The sequence below is a fragment of the Oceanicola sp. D3 genome, from assembly GCF_006351965.1.
Taxonomy (GTDB): domain Bacteria; phylum Pseudomonadota; class Alphaproteobacteria; order Rhodobacterales; family Rhodobacteraceae; genus Vannielia.
The window spans coordinates 992680-1011989 of record NZ_CP040932.1; the positions used below are offsets into that span (position 1 = coordinate 992680).

Here is a 19310-nt window from a genome sequence, read left to right on the forward strand (position 1 = left end):
TTTCTGAACCGATCGGTGCAGTTTTCTCCGCTTGGCCCTGCGCCGTTGCGGATGGTGGACATTCGGGCAGGGGGCCGAGATAGTCGCCGCAAATCTGATTTGAGGAGACGGGCCGATGGAAACGGTAGCGGAAAACAGGGCATTCGGCGGGGTTCAGGGCGTGTATCGGCACGGCTCAGAGGCGTGTGGCTGCGATATGACCTTTGGGCTGTTCCTGCCGGAAGAAGCCAAGGATGGGCCGGTGCCGGTGCTGTGGTATTTGTCCGGCCTCACTTGCACACATGAGAACGCGATGACCAAGGCGGGCGCGCAGGGATGGGCTGCCGAGCAGGGGATCGCGCTGATCTTCCCCGATACCTCGCCGCGCGGCGAGGATGTGCCCGACGACGAGGCCTATGACCTTGGCAAGGGCGCGGGCTTTTACGTGAACGCCACGCAGGAGCTTTGGGCCAAGCACTTCCGCATGTGGGATTACGTGGCCGAGGAACTGCCGGCGCTGATCGGCGCGGAGTTTGCCGTCGACATGGAGCGCCAGGGCATCACCGGCCATTCGATGGGTGGCCACGGCGCGCTGACGCTGGCAATGCGCCAGCCGGGCCGGTTTGCCAGCGTGTCGGCCTTCGCGCCGATTGCCCATCCAACCCAGTCCGACTGGGGCAAAAAGCAACTCGGCGCCTATCTGGGCGACAGCGGCTGGGAGGCGCATGACTCGACGCTGCTGATGCGCGAGCGCGGCTTTGACGGGCCGGTGCTGGTGGATCAGGGCGGCAGCGACCAGTTTCTCGATCTTCTCAAGCCCGAGGCGCTCAGCGAGGCAATGGCGGCGCGGCGTCAGGAGGGCAGCTTCCGGGTGCAAAAGGGCTATGACCATTCCTACTTCTTCGTCTCCAGCTTCATGGAAGAGCACGTGAGCTTCCACGCAGAGGCGCTCTGGTCAAAGTGACGATCTGGGTCGATGGAGATGCCTGCCCGGTGAAGGCCGAGGTGGAGCAAGTGGCCAGCCGGGTGAAGGTGCCGGTGAAGATCGTCTGCAACGGCGGGCTGCGGCCCTCGGCCAACCCGCTGGTGGAGGTGGTCTACGTCTCCGAGGGGCTGGACGTGGCCGATGACTTCATTGCCGAGAACGCCGGGAAGGGGGACGTGGTGGTAACCGCCGACATCCCTCTCGCCGCCCGCTGTGTGGAGGCCGGGGCGCTGGTGGTGAAGCCCGATGGCGAACGGCTGACCTCGCGCAACATGGGCGCGGCGCTGGCGACGCGCGATTTGATGACCGACCTGCGGGCGGCGAACCCGTTGAAGCAGGGCGGCGGGGCAAAGCCGTTTTCCAAGGCCGACAGGGCGCGGTTTGTAGACGGGCTGGACCGGGCACTCAGGGCCGCGGCACGCTGAGAGCTGCGCAGGGCAGGCTCCCACCCACCCACCCCGCCCGCCCTGCGCAGCTCTGCCTTGAGCGTTGGTGCCGGGCCGAAGGGGCGGGATGGAGTATTTGCAGCAAGAAAATGCAACGCGATGGCGCGTGTCGGCTCCCGTTGAGCGCGAGAACAAAACGTGAAAATATGGGGCGAAGGAATCGCCCGTGTTTGCCGAACTCTCTGCCACATCGAACTTCACTTTCCTCACCGGGGCCTCGCATCCCGAGGAGCTGATGGAGCGTGCCGGGCTTATGGGCGTGCAGGCGCTGGCGGTCGCCGATGAGAACTCGGTGGCGGGCATCGTGCGGGCGCATCAACGGGGCCGGGAGATTGCGCGCTCGGTGGCGGCGCGGCGGGCGGCGATCGAGGCAGATGGAGAGATTGGCCCGCCTGCACCGGAGTGGGCAGAGCGGGGCCCCTCGCTGGATCTGGACTGTGTGCCGCGCCTGCTGCCCGGCGCGCGGGTGGTGCTGAGCTGCGGCTTTCAGGCGACGGTATTGCCGCGTGATCGCACGGGGTGGGGGCGGCTGTGCCGTTTGCTCTCGCTCGGGCGGCTGAGGGCAGAGAAGGGGGCCTGCCTGCTGCATGTGGGCGATCTGGTGGAATGGGGCGAGGGGCTGGAAATTCTGGTGCATCCCGATGGCGATTGGCAGAGGGTCACGCAGCGGCTTGTGCGGCGCTTCGGCGAGGCGGTAAGCCTCTGTGCCGCGCCGCGCTATGACGGGCGGGACGCCGGGCGCATTGCACAGCTGGCGCGGGAGGCGAAGCGGCTGGGCGTGCCACTGGTGGCCTCGGCCCGCCCGATGATGCACCACGGCGCGCGGCGGCGGATGGCCGATGTGCTCACCGCGATCCGGCAGGGCTGCCGGGTGGATGAGCTGGGCCGCGCCGCGCTGGCCAATAGCGAGCAGCGGCTGCGCAGCGAGGCGGAGATGCTGCGGCTCTTTGCCGGCCATGAGGGCGCGGTGGCGCGGGCGGGCGAGGTGGCGGCGCGTTGCACCTTCTCGCTCGACGAGCTGCGCTATGAATACCCCTCGGAGGTGACAGGCGGCGAAACGGCGGGCGAGCGGCTGGCGCGGCTGGCGCGCGCGGGTCTGCGCTGGCGCTACCCCTCGGGCGCACCGGAAAAGGTGCGCGGGATGCTGGAGCATGAGTTGGAGCTGATCGGCAAGCTGGGCTACGAGCCCTACTTTCTGACCGTGCATGACGTGGTGGAGTTTGCCCGCTCGCGGGGCATCCTTTGCCAAGGGCGCGGCTCGGCGGCCAACTCGGTGGTGTGCTACTGCCTTGGGGTGACCTCCGTGAGCCCGGAGATCGGCACGATGGTCTTCGAGCGTTTCGTCAGCGAGGCGCGGGACGAGCCGCCGGATATCGACGTTGATTTTGAGCATGAGCGGCGCGAGGAGGTGATCCAGCACATCTACGAGCGCTACGGGCGGCACCGCGCCGGCCTCTGCGCCACGGTGATCCACTATCGCGGCAAGCGGGCCACGCGGGAGGTGGGCCGCGCGATGGGGCTTTCGGACGATACGCTTTCGGCCATGTCTTCGCAGATCTGGGGCTGGGGCTCGGTCTCTGGTCAGATGATGGACAGCCGACTGCGCGAGATCGGGCTGGACCCCGCCGACAAGCGGCTGACGCTGACGCTGAGCCTGATCGAAGAGATACAGGGCTTTCCGCGGCACCTCAGCCAGCATGTCGGCGGGTTCATCATCACCGAGGGGCGGCTGGATGAGCTGGTGCCGGTGGAAAATGCCACGATGGAAGATCGCACGGTAATTCCGTGGGATAAGGACGATATCGACACGCTGGGCATCCTGAAGGTGGATGTGCTGGCGCTGGGGATGTTGAGTTGCATCCGCAAGGCGTTTGACCTGCTGGCCGAGCACCACGGCCAGCGGTTTGACCTTGCCACGCTGCCGCCGGAAGACCCGCGCGTTTATGACATGCTCTGCAAGGCGGACAGCCTCGGCGTGTTTCAGGTGGAGAGCCGGGCACAGATGAACTTTCTGCCCCGGATGCGGCCCCGCTGCTTTTATGACCTCGTGATCGAGGTGGCGATCATCCGCCCCGGCCCGATTCAGGGCGACATGGTCCACCCCTTCCTGCGGCGGCGGAACGGGGAGGAGAAGGTGGAGTTTCCCTCCGACGAATTGGGCGAGGTTCTGGCCAAGACGTTGGGGGTGCCGCTGTTTCAGGAACAGGCGATGCAGATCGCGATCATCGGGGCGGGGTTCAGCCCCGATGAGGCCGATCAGCTGCGCCGCGCGCTGGCGACCTTCAAGAAGCTCGGGCGGGTGAGCGACTTCGAGGGGCGGTTCATGGCGGGCATGTTGAAGAACGGCTATGACGCCGAATTCGCCGCCCGCTGCTTCAGCCAGATCGAGGGCTTCGGCTCCTATGGTTTCCCCGAGAGCCACGCGGCCAGCTTCGCCCTGCTGGTCTATGCCTCGGCCTGGCTCAAGCGCCACCACCCCGGCATCTTCGCCTGCGCGCTGCTCAACAGCCAGCCGATGGGCTTCTATGCCCCGGCGCAAATCGTGCGGGACGCTCGCGAGCATGGGGTCGAGGTGCGCCCGGTCGATATCAACGAGAGCTTTTGGGACAATACGATGGAGCCCGACGGCAAGGGCGGTTTGGCGCTGCGGCTCGGGTTTCGCCAGATCAGGTCGATGCGCGAGGAGGAGGCGCGGTGGATCTGCGCGGCGCGGGGCAACGGCTATCTCGATGTGGCTGCGGTTTGGCGGCGCGCCGGGGTGGCACCGCAGATGGTGGAAGCGCTGGCAGAGGCCGATGTGTTCGCCACGCTGGGGCTGAGCCGACGCGAGGCGCTGTGGCAGGCCAAGGCGCTGAAGGGCGATGCGCCGCTGCCGCTTTTCGCCGGGGCGCTGGAGGGCGAGGGCATCGCCGAGGCGGCAGCTGTGCTGCCGCAGATGAGCCTCGGGGAAGAGGTGGTGGAGGATTACGTCGCAATGCGCCTGAGCCTGCGCGCTCACCCGGTGGCGCTGCTGCGGCCGGTGCTGACCCCCGAAGCCGGTGGCCCCGCCCCCGCAATGGCAGGGCCGGGCACCGGGCGTGGGTTCAGGGTGCGGCAAGACCGTTGGGACGCCGGCGGGAAGAGCTGCGAAAGCAGCACGGTCTAGGCTGCTCGCCGCGGGGGCCGGTCAAACTCAATCCTCGAACAGCACCTTGCCCTCGGCGGCCATCTCATCGAGATCCACAAGCGCACTAAGGCCGTCCTTCACCTTCGCCTCCAACTCATCTTCCGCGCTCTTCACCTCCGGCAGCTTTGCCGCCACCGCGTCAATCCGGGCCAAGGGGATCACCACTGCGCCGTTCTCATCGGCCACGATCAGGTCTCCGCTTTGCACATACTGGCCGCCAATCGCGGCCCCCATGCCCACCGTGCCGGGGCCGTGCCCATAGGGGGAGTTGGGGTTCAGCCCGGTGCACCAGCAGGGCATGCCGTGGGCCATCACGCCCTCACGGTCACGCATTGGCCCATCGGTCACAAAGCCCGCCGCGCCAGCGTTCTTCATCATTCCGGTGATCTGGTCGCCCGCCGCCGAGCAGCCCTGATGGCCTTCGACCGCCGAGATCACCACGTCACCCGCCTCGATCAGCCCAAGGCTGGCCACCGTGGCCAAAATCTCCGCGGGGCCGTTGTTGGCCACCAGCGCCGGGCCGCAGATTGCAGGCTGGCCGAAGTCGAGCGGCGAAATCGCCGTGCCAAGTGCGCCCTTGCCGTCCATCGCATCGCAGATAAAGCCGGTCGGCACACCGCGAAAGGCGTCGATCTGCGCGGCGGTGGGGCGGGGAAACGTCCGGCGAATGCGCAGGAGAGGGGGCTCTTCGATCATGTCAGTCAGGCTCCGGTTATGAATTGCAAAAGGTAAAGGCTGCCCATGCCCGCAACGATGGCGGGTACAACGCCAAATCTCACCCCGGCCGCAAAGGCGGCAGCGGCGGCAAGCAGGCGGATGGGGTCTGTGGTGCCGCCCGTGGCGTCCGGCCAGAGCAGCAGCGGGGCAATGAGCGCCGGAAACACCGCAGCGCCCACATATTTGAGGTGCAGCAGCGCCCAATCCGGCAACTGGCGCCCGCCCAGCAGGCCCAAAAAGGAAAAGCGGATCAGGAAGGTGCCGAGGCCCAGCAGGGCGGTGAGCACCCAAAATCCCGTCTCCGAAATCATGCCGTGGCCCTCCGCTTGAGCGCCAGTTCCACCTGCGCCCCGGCGAGGATGCCAAGCAGCGCGGCCATGAAGATGCCCAGCGACCATGGCAGCCCGGCAAAGGCGACAGAGCCCGCGCAGGCCACAAAGGCGGCAGCCATATGCGGCAGCGAGCGCAGCAGCGGCGCAACCAGCGCGATGAAGCAGACCGGCACGGCAAAATCGAGCGACCAGCTGGCCGGGATCGCCTCGCGCAGCAGCGCACCGGCCAGCGTGGAGCCGTACCAAAACGGGCAGATCAGCGCCATGCAGCCGAAGTAATAGGCCACCTTCGCGGGCGGGCTCATCTCGGGCCGTTCCTCATAGGTGCGCACCGCTACGGCGAAGGCCTGATCGACCATCAGATAGGCCGCCAGCGCCCGCAGCCCCAGCGGCGCATGGCCAATGTGGGGCACCAGCGCGGCGGAATACATTGCCATCCTGAGGTTTACCGCCAGTGCGGCGAGCAGGGCGATGAAGACCGGCGCCTGATCCTGCAACAGCGCCAGCGCGGTGAACTGCGAGGCCCCGGCAATGACGATGGCAGACATGGCGAAGGTTTGCAGCACGTCCAGCCCGGCATCCCGGGCCACCACGCCGAACATCATCGAATAGGGCACCACGATGAGGATGAAGGGGGCGCAGTCGAGATAGCCGCGCCAGAAGGCCGCGCGGGGTGTCATGGTTTGGGGCGGGGGGCAGTTGTCAGCCTGAGCCTGAGCCATGTGTCGCCGGTGACAAGCGTCATGCAGCGGGCCTTTTGCCGTGTGATCTCGCCCTCGGTCCCGCCCTTGAGCGCCAGCAGTTCCGTATCCCGGTCGCACAGCAGGGCGCGGGTCAGCACCTCGTAACGCACGACGATCCGGGCTTCGGCCCCTGTTGCCTCGCCTTCCTTGGCCTCGACGGCGTCGAGCGCGGCGGGAAAATCGGCTTCGAAGCTTTGCCGCGCCTCCTGGTAGCACAGGGCTGCGACGGCAGGGGTTTCGGGCACCACGGCATCACAGGGTTCGAGCGCCTCCGAGATGCACATTACGCCAGACGAAGCAGGGCCGCGGGCGCAGTCGATCAGCGCGTCGAGCGACAGGTCGGCGCTGGCGGCTTGCGCCTGCGGTGCGGTGAGGCCGCAGAGAAGCAAGGCCGCGCAGGTGGCGGTGCGAATGGTCACGAGTTCCTCCCTCGGGCCGAGAATGCCCTTGCATTTGGTATACCAAACCGTGAAGTTGCCGCAAGCAAGTCGCAGGGCGGGGAGGCCCTGAACACAAGGGAGGCCCCAGCCATGAGTGACACTCGCGCCAACAAACGGTTTCGCAGCCAAGAGTGGTTCGACAACCCCAACAACCCGGGGATGACGGCGCTTTACGTCGAGCGCTACCAGAACCAGGCCTTCACCCGCGAAGAGATTCAGGGCGAACGCCCGATCATCGGCATCGCCCAGACAGGCAGCGATCTGGCGCCCTGCAACAAGATCCACGTCTTCCTGATGGACAGGATCAAGGCGGGCATCCGCGATGGCGGCGGCATCCCGATGGAATTTCCGGTGCACCCGATTCAGGAAACCGGCAAACGCCCCACGGCGGCGCTGGATCGCAACCTGAGCTACCTTGGCCTCGTCGAGGTGCTGCACGGCTACCCAATTGACGGCGTGGTGCTCACCACCGGCTGCGACAAGACAACCCCCGCCATGCTGATGGGCGCGGCCACAATGGACATTCCGGCCATCGCCCTCAACGGCGGCCCAATGCTGGATGGCTGGTGGAAGGGCAAACTCGCGGGTTCGGGCACGATCATCTGGGAGAGCCGCCGCCTGCTGGCCGAAGGCAAGATCGACTACGACGAATACATGGGCCGGGTCTGCGCCTCTGCGCCCTCGCTGGGCCACTGCAACTCCATGGGCACCGCCTCCACCATGAACGCGATGGCCGAGGCGCTGGGCATGTCGCTCACCGGCAACTCCGCCATCCCCGCGCCCTTCCGCGAGCGCATGGCAATGGCCTATGAAACCGGTAAGCGGATCGTGCAGATGGTACTGGATGACCTAAAGCCCTCCGACATCCTCAGCCGCGAGGCCTTCGAAAACGCGATCATGGTCTGCACCGCCATCGGCGGCTCCACCAACGCGCCGCCGCACCTGCAGGCGATTGCCCGGCACGCGGGCGTCGAACTGGACGTGAAGGATTGGGAGACCATCGGTTTTGACGCCCCGCTCTTGGTAAACATGCAGCCCGCAGGCGAATACCTTGGCGAAAGCTTCTTCCGCGCGGGCGGGGTGCCTGCGGTGATGGGCGAGCTGCTGAAGGCCGGGCGCATCCACGAGGGCGCGATGACCGCAACGGGCAACACCATGGGGGTGAACCTTGCTGGCATCGAGAGCGTGGATACACGGGTCATCAAGACCTGCGCTGAGCCGATGCGAGAGCAGGCGGGCTTCAAGGTGCTGTCCGGCAACCTCTTCGACTCGGCGCTGATGAAAACCAGCGTGATCTCCGAAGATTTCCAGCGGCGCTTCCTCAGTGAGCCCGGCAAGGAGGGCATTCTGGAGGCGCGGGCGATCGTGTTCGAAGGCCCCGAGGATTATCACGACCGGATCAACGACCCGTCACTGGAAATCGACGAGCACTGTATCCTCTTCATTCGCGGCGTCGGCTGCGTGGGCTATCCCGGCTCCGCCGAGGTGGTAAACATGCAGCCCCCCGACGCGATGCTGAAAGCGGGCGTCAACCACCTGCCCACCGTGGGCGACGGGCGGCAATCGGGCACCTCCGAAAGCCCGTCGATCCTGAACGCCTCGCCCGAGGCGGTGGTCGGCGGCGGGCTGGCCTATCTCGAAACGGGCGACACCGTGCGCCTCGATCTGGGGGCAAGCCGGATGGATGCGGTGGTGGACGATGCCGAGTGGGCCGCCCGCAAAGAGGCTTGGAGCCCGCCGAAGCTGGAGCATCAAACGCCGTGGCAAGAGATCTACCGCACCCACGTTGGGCAGTTGGCGCAGGGCGGCTGCCTTGAGCTGGCAACGGCCTACCAAAAGGTCCGCGAAGCGCTGCCACGCGACAATCACTAGGGGGAGTGGGTTCTACCCACCCTACAGCGGAGACGACCGGCGGGAAAATGACCCGCCCGAAGGGAGGACTTCATGACCAAGAGCATCATCATCACCGGCGGCGGCTCCGGCGTGGGCCGCGCCACCGCAGAAGCGTTCTTTGACGCGGGCTGGAAGGTTGGCCTGATCGGGCGGCGCAAAGAGGCGCTGGAAGAAACGGCAAACGGCCGCGAGGCACTGGTGCTGCCCTGTGACGTAACCGATGAAGCGGCCGTCGAGGCGGCGTTTGCGCAAGCCATGGGCGCTTGGGGCCGGGTCGATGCGGTGTTCAACAACGCCGGTGTCAGCCTCGGGGGCGCGCCGATCGACGAGATCGACGTGGCCGAGTGGCGCAAGCTGATCGACGTGAACGTCACCGGCAGTTTCATCACCGCGCGCGCCGCCTTTGGCGTCATGCGCAAGCAAGAGCCACAGGGCGGGCGGATCATCAACAACGGCTCGGTCTCGGCCTATGTGCCGCGCTGGGGCTCGGCACCCTACACCGCCTCCAAACACGCCGTCACCGGCCTGACGCGCTCCATCTCGCTCGACGGGCGGCCCTTTAACATCGCCTGCGGGCAGATCGACATCGGCAATGCGCTGACGCCGATGGCCGCCAAGATGCAAAAGGGTGTGCCTCAGGCCGATGGCTCCATCGAGGTTGAGCCGGTGATGGATGTCAGCCACGTGGGCAGCTCTGTGCTGCACATGGCCGAGCTGCCGCTGGAGGCCAACGTGCAATTCATGACGGTGATGGCAACCAACATGCCCTACATCGGGCGGGGCTGATCGGCGGTTAGAAGTTCGGGTGGGCGGCGTCGATAATCTGGCGCTTCCGCACGGCGCGCTCGCGCTGCCAGATGTAAAGGCCGGAGCCGATGATGATAAGGCCGCCTGCGAGCGTCCAGATCGTCGGCCACTGGCTGAACACCAGAATACCGGACACCGCAGCCAGAAAGATCTGGCTGTATACCATCGGCGCAAGGATCGAGGCATCCGCCCAGCGGTGCGCCGTGGTGGCGAGGACATGGCCGAGCAGGCCGAAAACGCCGATGGCGAACAGCACGATCCATTGGGTCGTCGTTTCGGGCCATGTCCATGCCGACCAAGCGAAAGGCGCGAGCACCGCAGAGGCGAGCCCGGCAGACCACACCTGATGCGTGGCGTTGGTTTCGATCCCCGCCAAAAGCCGCGTCATCACGAAATACATCGAAGCCATGCAAAGCGCGCCAAGCGAGAAGAACATCGCCGGGTGCCACTCGGCCCCCCATGGCTGGATCACCACCAGCACCCCCAAAAACCCTGTTGCCACGGCGAGAAATCGGCGCAGCCCCACCTTTTCGCCAAGGATCGGGATGGCCAGCAGGGTCACCACGATCGGCCCGGCAAACATGATCGTCGTCGTCACCGTGATCGGCAGATACTTCAGCGCGAAAAAGTTGAGGAGCGTGGAGCCGAACAAAAAGCAGGACCGTAGCAGTTGCTTGAGCGGTGCGCGCGAGCGAAAGCAGGCAAAGCCCTCCTGCGGCAGGTAGATCCCGCAGGCATAAACGAAATGCCCGAAATATCGCGCAAAAACCACCATCAGCACCGGAAGGCCGGTGAGCGTGAGCCACTTGGCCGAGGTGTCGATGCAAATGAAAAAGCACACCGCAAGCAGCATGGTGACAACGCCCGCGGCGGTGCGGTCTTCTCTGGGTAACGGCTCGCTCAAGGATTGCGCCTCAGTTCGACATTCCGCCATCAATGGCGATGCACTGCCCGGTCATGTAACGGCTTTCATCGCTGCCAAGATAAAGAGCAAGGTCTGCAATCTCCTGCGGCAGCCCGATGCGGCCCATCGGCTGGCGGGCAACGAAGGCCTTCATCGCGGCCTCGTAATCGCCGGTGGCCCGCAGGCGCTCGTGCAGCGAGGGGCTGTCAACGGTGCCGGGGCAGATCGCGTTGCAGCGGATGCCGTCGGTTATGCAATCGGCGGCGACCGACTTGGTGAGCCCCAGCACAGCGGCCTTGGACGTGCCATAAACGAAGCGGTTGGGCACCCCCATGATCGAGGAGGCCACTGAGGCGATGTTCACAATCGCCCCGCCGCCCTTGCCCCGCAAAATCGGCAACGCGGCCTGAATCGCGTGCATCTGCGCACGGACGTTGAGGTTGATGGCAAAGTCGAGGTCGCCGTCACTTGCCTCTTCGATGGTGCCCGCGTGAACAACCCCGGCGCAATTGACCAAAATGTCAGGCGCGGCGGCCTGGATGGCCGAGGTCAGAGCCGCGCGGTCGAGCACGTCGAGCGCGAAGGTGTCCGCATCCAGCCCTTCCAACAGGTCGGCCTTCAGGTCGGTCGCCACCACCTTGGCGCCCTCGCGGGCAAAGGTTTCAGCAATCGCCCGGCCAATGCCCTGGCCGGCGGCGGTGATGAAGGCTTTCTTGCCTGCGAGTCTCATTTCGGATCCTTTCCGAGGTTGTCGCCCATCCAATCGACCAGTTCGGGCACCATGATATCCCCCGAGCCACCGTCGCGGGCCTCGCGCAGGGTGGCGTCTGTGGCGGTCGACATCCGGCTGTTGAGCCCGAGGTCCGCCGCCATCTGGCGATAATACCCCACGTCCTTCGCGCCATTGGTGACGGAGAAGGCCAGGTCGATCTGGCCGCCGGTGGCATAGTTCTTGATGAAGTCCATCATGCCCGAATGGTTCGGGCCGGCGGCCATCACGTCATAAAGCGCGCCGCGCTCAATGCCCGCCGCATCGGCCATGGCAAAGGCCTCCGACATGGCCGAAGCCGTTGTCATCGCATAGAAATTGTTGATCAGCTTGATCGTGTGCCCGTTGCCGGATTTGCCGAGGTGAAAGACGTTCTCTCCCAGCGTGTCGAGCACCGGCTTCACCTTGTCATAGGCGGCCTTGTCTCCCGCGCACATGATGTTCAGCTCCCCCTTCTCGGCATGGGCCGGGGTGCGCCCCAGCGGCGCGTCGAGATAGGTCGCGCCCTTCTCGGCAAGGTCGGCGGCGATCTTCTGGGTGGAGGCGGGCAGCGAGGTGCCAAAGTCGATCACCACCTGCCCGGGCTTGGCCCCGGCCAGCACGCCGTCCTCGCCATAGATGCGGCCTTCCACATGCTCGGACGTGCCCATGCAGAGCATCACGATGTCCGCAGCTTCGGCCAGCGCGCGGGCGCTCTCGGCCTCTGAGCCACCGCGTGAGATCGCCTCTTCAATCCCGCTGCGGTCCCGGTTGCCAAGCGCAATCACCGGGTGGCCCGCCGCTTGCAGACAGCCCACCATGGCGCGGCCCATGAGGCCGAGACCGATGAAGCCAATGGTTTCCTTGCTCATCTCATACTCCCGTGTAGTCGCCCGGCACCTCTGCCGGGGTGATTGGCTTGCCGCTCTTGCCCGATAGGGCGGCGGCAAGTGTCATTTCCATCGCAGCGATCCCGTCGGCGCCGGTGCAAAGCACGCTGTCCTGCCCGCCTGCGACGACAGCAGCGAAGCGCTCGATCTGGGCGAGCAGCGGGTCGATCCGCCCAAAGCCCGCGCCCACTTCCCGCACCAGCGGCTTCGACCACTCAATCTCACCCGGCCCGGACCGCCCCCAGCGGGTGAGAGAAGGGAAGGCCAGCGCGCCCTCGGTGCCGACGATACGAATGTAATCCTCGCCCGACCCGGCGATGGCCGGGTTCTCATAGCTCGCCGCCTCGAAAGACCAGGGCGAGGCCCCGGCGTCGGAGATCAGGAAAGAGCCAAGCGCCCCGTTGGCGAAGCGGAAGGCCACGGCGGCAGTGTCCTCGATCACGAAGCCGCGCCGGGCGGAGGAGAGCAGGGCGGTGGCCTCTGTCATGTCGCCCACAAAGAAGCGCAGCAGGTCGATCTCATGGGTGAGGTTCGTCAGCAGCGGCCCTGCACCGGGGGCGCGGCGCCAGTCGACATCATAGTAGCTGTCGTGCTTGCGCAGGCTCCAAAGCCCCTGCACGCCGACCAGCTCGCCGATGTCAGCCAGCGCCTCGCGGGCGGCGATGGAAAAGGGGTGGCAGCGGCGGTGGTGGCCGGTGAAAAGCGGAAGGCCAGCCGCCTCCGCCTCGGCCACCACGGCGCGGGCCTCGTCGAGCGTGGCGGCGGTGGGCTTTTCAACCAGCACGGCCCAGCCGCGTGAAAGGCAGGCCGATGCGCTTGCGGCGTGGTCGCCCGTGGGGGTGGCGATGACGGCGGCGCGGGTGTGCGGCGGCACATCATCCAACGAACCCACAGCGCAAAGGCCCTGCGCAGCCAACTCCGCCCGGCGGGGCGCATAGGGCTCCACCACGGCGGTGATCTCCACGGCGGGCGAAGCGGTGCTCACCTCGACGTGGCGCATGCCAATAGAGCCTGCACCGACGATGCAAAGAGGCAGCGGAGCGGTCACGGGCGAGGACGTCTCGAAGGACGGACGAGCCGCATGTGGCTCATCGCGAGCATCGCCCGCTCTTCGCCCTGAATTGCGGCGAGCCCCCTCACATCACCGCCCCGATCTGCCAAGGGACGAACTCGTAGTCGCCAAGCCCCTGCGCTTCAGACTTGCTCTGCTCACCCGAGGCCATGCGCAGCCACATCTCGTAAATCTCGCGGCCCACTTCTTCGACGGAAGCGCCACCGGTGAGGATGCGGCCGGCGTTCACGTCCATATCCTCGGTCATCCGGTTGAACATCTCGGTGTTGGTAGCGACCTTCATCGACGGGCTGGGCTTTGCGCCAAAAGCGGAGCCGCGCCCGGTGGTGAAGCAAACGAGGTTGCAGCCGCTCGCGATCTGGCCCGTCACCGAGGCCGGGTCATACCCGGGGCTGTCCATGAAGGTGAAGCCCTTGGCGGTGACCTCCTCGGCATATTTGTAAACGCCAGTCAGCGGCGTGGTGCCGCCCTTGGCCGCCGCGCCGAGCGACTTCTCAAGAATGGTCGTCAACCCGCCCTTCTTGTTGCCGGGGCTTGGGTTGTTATCCATCGAGCCCTTGTTGCGAGCGGTGTAATCCTCCCACCACTTGATGAGGCCAATGAGCTTTTCGCCGGTCGCACGGTCCACCGCGCGGGCGGTGAGCAAATGCTCGGCGCCGTAGATCTCGGGCGTCTCGGCCAGCACGCCGGTGCCGCCCTGCGCCACCAGCAGATCGCAGGCGTAACCCACGGCGGGGTTGGCGGTGACGCCCGACCACGCATCGGAGCCACCGCATTGCAGCGCGACCGTAAGATCCGAGGCCGGGCATTCCTCGCGCTCGGCTTCGTTGACGATCGGCAGCATCGCCTCGATCTTCTTGATGCCCAGCTCCACGGTTTTGCGCAGGCCGCCGACATCCTGAATATTCATGGTCTGAAAGCGCGGCCCCGGCTCAAGGCCGTAGGCTTCGATCAGCCAATCGATCTGGTTCATCTCGCAGCCCAGCCCCGCCATAAGCACAGCGCCGATGTTGGGGTTCTTGGCATAGCCCCACATCACGCGTTGCAGTGCCTCGAACCCATCGCCATCGCCCGCCATGCCGCAACCGGTGCCGTGAACGAAAGCCACCACGCCATCAACGTTGGGGTAGGCTTGGAGCGTGTCCGGGGTGAAATGCGCGGCGATCATCCGGGCTGCGGTGGCCGAGCAGTTCACCGAGGTCAGCACGGCGATGTAATTGCGGGTGCCGACCTTGCCGGAGGCGCGGCGGTAGCCTTTGAAGGTGTCGCGCTGCGTCGCCGGTTCGACAGGCCGCAGGTTGGTGGAAAACTCGTAGGCCGTGTCGACGTTGCGAAATTCGAGATTGTGCGAATGCACATGCGCCCCTGCCGGGATCTCCTCCGCCGCATAGCCGATCACCTGTGCATATTTTCGCACCGGCGCGCCCTTGGCGATATCCTCCACGGCCATCTTGTGGCCACGCGGGATCAGCTGAGTGGCACCCTCTGTGCCCACTTCCAGCGGGCTGATGGCGGTGACGACGTTATCATCGGGCGAAAGACGGACGATTTGGCTCATATTGGCTCCGGGATGGTGGGCAAATTGCCCACCCTACAGGGGTGGATCAGGCGCAGACGGGGGCGTTGCCGTCCCATCGGTGAATCGGGATATGCGGCTCGGGCGCGAGGCGCGCGCGGGTGTCTTCCCACATCTGCTTCCAGACGCGCCAGTCCTTCAACTCGCTTTCCGGCTTGGCCCGCGAGCGGGCCACAAAATCGGGGAAGTGGGCGCGCCCGGTGGGCTGGCCGGTGACGTTGTAGCGGATGTCAAAGGACCAGCGAAAATCATTGGCCACGTTATCCAGCGAGGCATGGGGCGTCAGCGGATGGAAAATCACCGCGCCGCCCGCCTTTACCGGCAGGGGGCGGGCCTTGCTCTCGTCCAGCAGGCCGGGGGCGATGGAGGTCTGCTTTTGCGGGCAGTGCGGATACATCTGCGGCTTGCCGGGCACCACCTGAAGGCAGCCGTTCTCCAGCGTGGCATCGGAGATCGCCAGCCACACAGTCACCATATGCGTGTTGTCGCCCTCTGCATGGGCCACGGCGCGATCCTGATGCCAATCGGTGGCCTGAATATGGGCGGTGGTTTCGCCCGAGCGCAGGGTGCGTGAGGGTGGCTTGAGGCGAACATGCTGGATCGGGTTGGAAGTGATCTCGGGCCCGATCAGCGCCTCGACCATATCCAGCAACCGCTCGCAGCGGAGCATCTCGAAAACCGCGGGGCCCTGATGCATCGGCGTGTCGGCGGTAAACGCGCCGCCGGGCAGGGTAATATCCATCGGCTGAAACCACTCGCACCCCGCCTCGTAGCTCACCAGCAGCTTCTGCCAAAAGTCCATGCCCTCCGGCGCGGGCACCCGGCCCTCGGCGTGCCAACCCTCGTAGAGCCGGTCGAGCAGGGCGGTGTACTCGGTCTTCACACCCTCCAGCACGGAAGCAGGGAGCACATCTTCGACGACGAGCACGCCTTCGGTGTTGAAGGTGTCAATCTGGGCTTGGGTGAGCATTCTGGCTTCTCCTCAGGCGCGGCAGGCGTCCATTTTGTCCCAGTCGAAGGCCATGCCGTGGCCCGGTGCCTCGGGCGCGGTGACATGGCCTTCCACCACGGTCAGCGGGGTCTCGATGTAGTCGTTCAGCCCAAAGCTGTGGGTTTCCATGAAGCTGCGGTTGGGGCAGGCGGCGAGCAGGTGAACTGTGACGTCATGGGCGCCGTGGCTGGTGACGGGCAGATGATGGGCCTCGGCCAGCGCGGCGATTTTCATGAAGCCGGTCACACCGCCACAGCCGGTGACGTCAGGCTCAGGGTAGCTGACGCCCTTGCTGTCGATCAGCGTCTTGAACTCCCAGAGCGTGCGCAGGTTTTCACCCGTGGCTAGCGGGATGCCCCCCTCGGAGAGAATGCGGGCGTGCCCAGCCGGGTCATCTGGCGGGATCGGCTCTTCAAACCACGTCAGGTCAAACTCGCGGAAGGCGCGGGCGGCGCGAATGGCACCATCGACGGTGAACTTCATGTTGGCGTCGGTCATCAGCGGCATATCCGGGCCAAAGGCCTCTCGCATCGCCGCCATTCGGGCCACGTCCTCGCGCAGCGCATCGCGGCCGCACTTGATTTTAATGTGGCGGTGCCCGGCCTCGAAGTTGCGGTGGGTCTGCTCCACCAGCTCTTCCGGCGACAGATGCAGATCGACCCCGCCCATGTAGCAGGGCACACGTGCGTCATACCCACCAAGAAGCCGCCAGAGCGGCAGACCGGCGCGCTTGGCCTTCAAATCCCACAGCGCCATGTCGAGCGCGGAGAGGGCCATAACAGTCGGGCCGCCGCGCCCGCCGTAGTGGCAGGCCCACCAGAGATCCTTCCAGATCGCTTCAATCACGTCGGCGTCGCGGCCCGCCACGCGCGGGGCCATCTCGCGGGTGAGAATATCGGCAATCGCGCCGCCGTTCACGCCGCAGGTATAGGTGTAGCCCACGCCCTCCGCGCCGTCAGAGTCGGTGACGCGGGCGATGATGACCTCGAAATTCTCCATCGCGCCGTGCATCGAGTCTTCGAGCACTTGCGGCAGTGGGATGATGTAGTGGTCGGCCTGAAGGCGGTCGATCTGGGCCATGGAATTGCAAGCTCCTTGCGGCCTGAAAAATGGAAGCGCCGGGGCGAGGCTTTGTCGCCCCGGCGTTTAGCAATGCCTCAGAGGAACACCGAGACGATCGGCGGCCAGATCAGCAGCACCGAGAGGGCCAGCAGCTGGAGGCAGATGAAGGGCAGGAAGCCACGGAAGATCGCCGTGAGGGTGATGTGCGACGGAGCCACGGACTTCAGGTAGAAGGCCGCAGGGCCGAAGGGTGGCGACAGGAAGCTGACCTGCATGTTCATACAGAACACCACACCAAACCAGATCGCCACGTGGCGCGGGTTCAGCTCGCCGAAGATGCCAATATCCTCAACCGGCAGCTTCAGCACGATCGGCAGGAACACCGGCATGATCAGCAGCACGATGCCAACCCAATCCATGAACATCCCCATGATGAGGAAGATCAGCATCATCGCCAGGATCACGCCCATTGTGGGCAGTTCGGCGGCAACGATCAGGTTGGCCACATAGGTCGGCCCGCCCGCGAGCGTGTAGGCCGCAGCAAGTGCGGCCGCACCGATGGTCACCCAGATGATCGTGCCGGTGGACTTGAGCGTGCGCATCAGGCTGTCCCAGACGATATCGAAGGTCATCTCTCGGCGCAGGACGGAGATGGTGAACACCGCCACCACGCCCATGCCGGCGGCCTCAGTGATGCCGGTGATGCCCATGTAGATCGAGCCGAGCACCACGCCGATGACGATGACCGGGGCGACGAGGCCCTTGCCCATGTCCCAGCCCTCGCGGGTGCGTTCGCGGCCCACGAGGAAGACAGCGGCGCCGCAAAGTGCGAAGGCCAGCGCGATCCAGGGCATGTGATAGACCATACCGAGCGCGATCGGATCGACGCCTTCTGTCACGTAGCCCTCGCCGGTGGCCCAGAAGAACACCGCCCGCAGGAACAGCACGCCGGTGATCCAGAGGCCGAAATAGGCGAGGAAGCCGAGGAAGCGCATGCCCTTTTCCTTGCCCACAACGGCGCCTTCTTCCTCGGGCGGCAGCGGGGCCAGCGAGGGGTTCAGGTTGGTGCGGATCAGGATGTAGACGATGAAGAAACTGGCCAGCATGAAGCCGGGCAGGAAGGAGGCGGTGAACAGCGCCTTGATCGAGGTTTCCGTCACCAGACCGTAAAAGATAAGCACGATCGACGGCGGGATCATGGTGCCGAGGCTGCCGCTGGCACAGATCGTGCCGATGGCGAGGTTCTGGTTGTAGCCGAGGCGGAGCATCTGCGGCAGGGCGATGAGGCCGAGCAGCACCACTTCGCCGCCGATGATCCCCGACATGGCGGCCATGATGACGGCCATGACAGAGGTGACGATGGCGATGCCGCCGCGCATCCGGGAGAGCCAGACGTTCAGCGAGTTATACATGTCCTTGGCAATGCCCGTTCGCTCCAGCAGGGCGGCCATGAATATGAACAAGGGTATCGAGATCAGAACGTAGTTCGTCATCTGCCGGTAGACGGCCTGACCAAGCACCGAAAACGGGCCCTTGCCGAAGTCGCGGAACAGGATGTCGACGTCGAATTTGAGGATCAGCGTCACCACCGCAAGGAAGGCGGAGGCAAAGCCGAGGGGCATGCCGATGGCAAGCAGGATGAACATGCCTGCAAGGACGAGCAGGCTGAGGGTGCCGATATCGACCATGGATCAGTCCTCCAGCGTCTTGCGGATGTTTTCGATTTCTTGCTCGTCAAGCTCGTCTGTGTGGTGCTCGGGGGCCTTGTTCCAATCCGCGATGAGGTTGGAGACGGCCTGAACGGCGACGAGACAGATGATGAACAGAATGGCGGCCTTCATGGTGCCCGGAATGGGCGGATCCCACGCGGTGCCGAAGGTCTCCATCCGCAGCAGGCGGGTCTTGGCATCGCCGTAGCCGCCCCAGACGAGGGCGAAGGTGAAGCCGAGGATGAGGCCGACCGAAACGCAATCGGCGGTCTTCTGCGCCCAGCGGGGCATGATGTCGTAAATCACGTAGATGCGGATGTGGCTGCGCTGCTGCATGGCGTATTGCCCGGCAAACAGAAAGACCACGCCCGCGATCCAGAGCGAAAGCTCGTTGGCCCAAAGCGTCGGCCGCGAGAAGACGTAGCGCGAGACCACCTCGTAAAACATGACGATGACGATCAGCGCGATCATGATCATCGCCATCCGCGAAGTCACAAGCGACAGAATGTCGAAAAACCCGCCAGGCTTGTCTTCGATAGCGCCAATGAAGTCCGAAAGGTAGATCGACCCGAAGAGAATGGCGCCAAGTAGGCTGCCAAGCATCGCCCAGACAATCGGCTTGCCTGCCGGGCGGATCATTTCATGCATGCCATAGGCGTCTTCGGAGATCAGGTTGTTGACCACCAGCCAGAGCCAGATCAGCAAGGTCGCGGCGGTAAAACCAATCGCGGCCATCCGCACCGGGCCTCGGAGCGATCCGAGCCAAACACTTTCTTTTTCGAGAATTTCCGACACGGCGCGCCTCCCCAAGCGGTCATGTTTCAGGTGCAGCGATTGTGCTGCGAAGGTG

Annotated in this window: 18 protein-coding genes; 5 read left to right on the forward strand and 13 right to left on the reverse strand. The window is 65.3% G+C overall.

Annotated features, from left to right (window positions below):
• Nucleotides 1–115 precede the first annotated feature (115 nt).
• From fghA to FHY55_RS05145, 3 genes are all read left to right on the forward strand, one after another.
• The gene (fghA, locus tag FHY55_RS05135) at nt 116–943 is read left to right on the forward strand and encodes an S-formylglutathione hydrolase (protein WP_140013163.1); all 828 of its coding nucleotides are present in this window, start codon (nt 116–118) and stop codon (nt 941–943) included.
• Entirely contained in the window at nt 940–1389 is a 450-nt protein-coding gene (locus FHY55_RS05140; RefSeq protein WP_140013164.1) for a YaiI/YqxD family protein, read from the forward strand. Before fghA ends, FHY55_RS05140 begins: the two co-directional genes overlap by 4 nt.
• Nucleotides 1390–1576: 187 nt before the next feature.
• Nucleotides 1577–4555 carry an error-prone DNA polymerase gene (locus FHY55_RS05145; RefSeq protein WP_140013165.1) on the forward strand — a complete coding sequence of 993 codons (2979 nt, stop codon included), beginning with the start codon at nt 1577–1579 and terminating at the stop codon, nt 4553–4555.
• A gap of 27 nt (nt 4556–4582) precedes the next feature.
• Here the strand turns inward: FHY55_RS05145 and FHY55_RS05150 are convergent, their stop codons facing one another.
• From FHY55_RS05150 to FHY55_RS05165, 4 genes are read right to left on the reverse strand one after another with little or no spacing between them, the layout of a single operon-like run.
• Nucleotides 4583–5272, reverse strand: coding sequence for an RraA family protein (locus FHY55_RS05150; RefSeq protein WP_140013166.1), 690 nt, complete (start codon nt 5270–5272; stop codon nt 4583–4585).
• A 5-nt stretch (nt 5273–5277) separates the two neighbouring features.
• Nucleotides 5278–5604: an AzlD domain-containing protein gene (locus FHY55_RS05155; RefSeq protein ID WP_140013167.1), complete on the reverse strand. Its 327-nt coding sequence runs from the start codon at nt 5602–5604 to the stop codon at nt 5278–5280.
• On the reverse strand, nt 5601–6305 hold the full coding sequence (locus tag FHY55_RS05160) for an AzlC family ABC transporter permease (RefSeq protein ID WP_140013168.1): 705 nt from the start codon (nt 6303–6305) through the stop codon (nt 5601–5603). The genes FHY55_RS05155 and FHY55_RS05160 overlap by 4 nt, the downstream gene beginning before the upstream one ends.
• Complete coding sequence (locus FHY55_RS05165; RefSeq protein ID WP_140013169.1) at nt 6302–6787, reverse strand: hypothetical protein; 486 nt, start codon at nt 6785–6787, stop codon at nt 6302–6304. Before FHY55_RS05165 ends, FHY55_RS05160 begins: the two co-directional genes overlap by 4 nt.
• 111 nt (nt 6788–6898) lie before the next feature.
• Between FHY55_RS05165 and FHY55_RS05170 the strand changes: the two genes are divergently transcribed.
• Both FHY55_RS05170 and FHY55_RS05175 read left to right on the forward strand, forming a co-directional pair.
• The gene (locus FHY55_RS05170; RefSeq protein ID WP_140013170.1) at nt 6899–8680 is read left to right on the forward strand and encodes an IlvD/Edd family dehydratase; all 1782 of its coding nucleotides are present in this window, start codon (nt 6899–6901) and stop codon (nt 8678–8680) included.
• 72 nt (nt 8681–8752) lie between these two features.
• Complete coding sequence (locus FHY55_RS05175) at nt 8753–9487, forward strand: SDR family oxidoreductase (protein ID WP_140013171.1); 735 nt, start codon at nt 8753–8755, stop codon at nt 9485–9487.
• A gap of 7 nt (nt 9488–9494) precedes the next feature.
• Here FHY55_RS05175 and FHY55_RS05180 read toward each other — a convergent pair whose 3' ends face one another.
• The 9 genes from FHY55_RS05180 to FHY55_RS05220 form a co-directional block, all read right to left on the reverse strand.
• Nucleotides 9495–10412: a DMT family transporter gene (locus FHY55_RS05180; protein ID WP_140013172.1), complete on the reverse strand. Its 918-nt coding sequence runs from the start codon at nt 10410–10412 to the stop codon at nt 9495–9497.
• A 10-nt stretch (nt 10413–10422) separates the two neighbouring features.
• The gene (locus tag FHY55_RS05185) at nt 10423–11142 is read right to left on the reverse strand and encodes an SDR family oxidoreductase (RefSeq protein WP_140013173.1); all 720 of its coding nucleotides are present in this window, start codon (nt 11140–11142) and stop codon (nt 10423–10425) included.
• On the reverse strand, nt 11139–12032 hold the full coding sequence (locus FHY55_RS05190) for an NAD(P)-dependent oxidoreductase (protein WP_140013174.1): 894 nt from the start codon (nt 12030–12032) through the stop codon (nt 11139–11141). The genes FHY55_RS05185 and FHY55_RS05190 overlap by 4 nt, the downstream gene beginning before the upstream one ends.
• A 1-nt stretch (nt 12033) precedes the next feature.
• On the reverse strand, nt 12034–13050 hold the full coding sequence (locus FHY55_RS05195) for a Gfo/Idh/MocA family protein (RefSeq protein ID WP_254695422.1): 1017 nt from the start codon (nt 13048–13050) through the stop codon (nt 12034–12036).
• 136 nt (nt 13051–13186) lie between these two features.
• Nucleotides 13187–14680: a UxaA family hydrolase gene (locus FHY55_RS05200; RefSeq protein ID WP_140013176.1), complete on the reverse strand. Its 1494-nt coding sequence runs from the start codon at nt 14678–14680 to the stop codon at nt 13187–13189.
• A gap of 46 nt (nt 14681–14726) precedes the next feature.
• The gene (locus tag FHY55_RS05205; protein WP_140013177.1) at nt 14727–15668 is read right to left on the reverse strand and encodes a phytanoyl-CoA dioxygenase family protein; all 942 of its coding nucleotides are present in this window, start codon (nt 15666–15668) and stop codon (nt 14727–14729) included.
• A gap of 12 nt (nt 15669–15680) precedes the next feature.
• Entirely contained in the window at nt 15681–16769 is a 1089-nt protein-coding gene (locus FHY55_RS05210) for a mandelate racemase/muconate lactonizing enzyme family protein (RefSeq protein ID WP_140013178.1), read from the reverse strand.
• 77 nt (nt 16770–16846) lie between these two features.
• A complete protein-coding gene (locus FHY55_RS05215; RefSeq protein ID WP_140013179.1) occupies nt 16847–18439 on the reverse strand; it encodes a TRAP transporter large permease subunit in 1593 nt (530 codons plus the stop codon).
• 3 nt (nt 18440–18442) lie between these two features.
• A complete protein-coding gene (locus FHY55_RS05220) occupies nt 18443–19255 on the reverse strand; it encodes a TRAP transporter small permease subunit (protein ID WP_254695423.1) in 813 nt (270 codons plus the stop codon).
• Nucleotides 19256–19310 lie beyond the last annotated feature (55 nt).

Coding starts and splice junctions, on each gene's coding strand:
- fghA (WP_140013163.1), top strand. CDS start 116: ATGGAAACGGTAGCGGAAAACAGGGCATTCGGCGGGGTTCAGGGCGTG.
- FHY55_RS05150 (WP_140013166.1), bottom strand. CDS start 5,272: ATGATCGAAGAGCCCCCTCTCCTGCGCATTCGCCGGACGTTTCCCCGC.
- FHY55_RS05155 (WP_140013167.1), bottom strand. CDS start 5,604: ATGATTTCGGAGACGGGATTTTGGGTGCTCACCGCCCTGCTGGGCCTC.
- FHY55_RS05160 (WP_140013168.1), bottom strand. CDS start 6,305: ATGACACCCCGCGCGGCCTTCTGGCGCGGCTATCTCGACTGCGCCCCC.
- FHY55_RS05170 (WP_140013170.1), top strand. CDS start 6,899: ATGAGTGACACTCGCGCCAACAAACGGTTTCGCAGCCAAGAGTGGTTC.
- FHY55_RS05175 (WP_140013171.1), top strand. CDS start 8,753: ATGACCAAGAGCATCATCATCACCGGCGGCGGCTCCGGCGTGGGCCGC.
- FHY55_RS05185 (WP_140013173.1), bottom strand. CDS start 11,142: ATGAGACTCGCAGGCAAGAAAGCCTTCATCACCGCCGCCGGCCAGGGC.
- FHY55_RS05190 (WP_140013174.1), bottom strand. CDS start 12,032: ATGAGCAAGGAAACCATTGGCTTCATCGGTCTCGGCCTCATGGGCCGC.
- FHY55_RS05195 (WP_254695422.1), bottom strand. CDS start 13,050: ATGCGCCACGTCGAGGTGAGCACCGCTTCGCCCGCCGTGGAGATCACC.
- FHY55_RS05200 (WP_140013176.1), bottom strand. CDS start 14,680: ATGAGCCAAATCGTCCGTCTTTCGCCCGATGATAACGTCGTCACCGCC.
- FHY55_RS05205 (WP_140013177.1), bottom strand. CDS start 15,668: ATGCTCACCCAAGCCCAGATTGACACCTTCAACACCGAAGGCGTGCTC.
- FHY55_RS05210 (WP_140013178.1), bottom strand. CDS start 16,769: ATGGCCCAGATCGACCGCCTTCAGGCCGACCACTACATCATCCCACTG.
- FHY55_RS05215 (WP_140013179.1), bottom strand. CDS start 18,439: ATGGTCGATATCGGCACCCTCAGCCTGCTCGTCCTTGCAGGCATGTTC.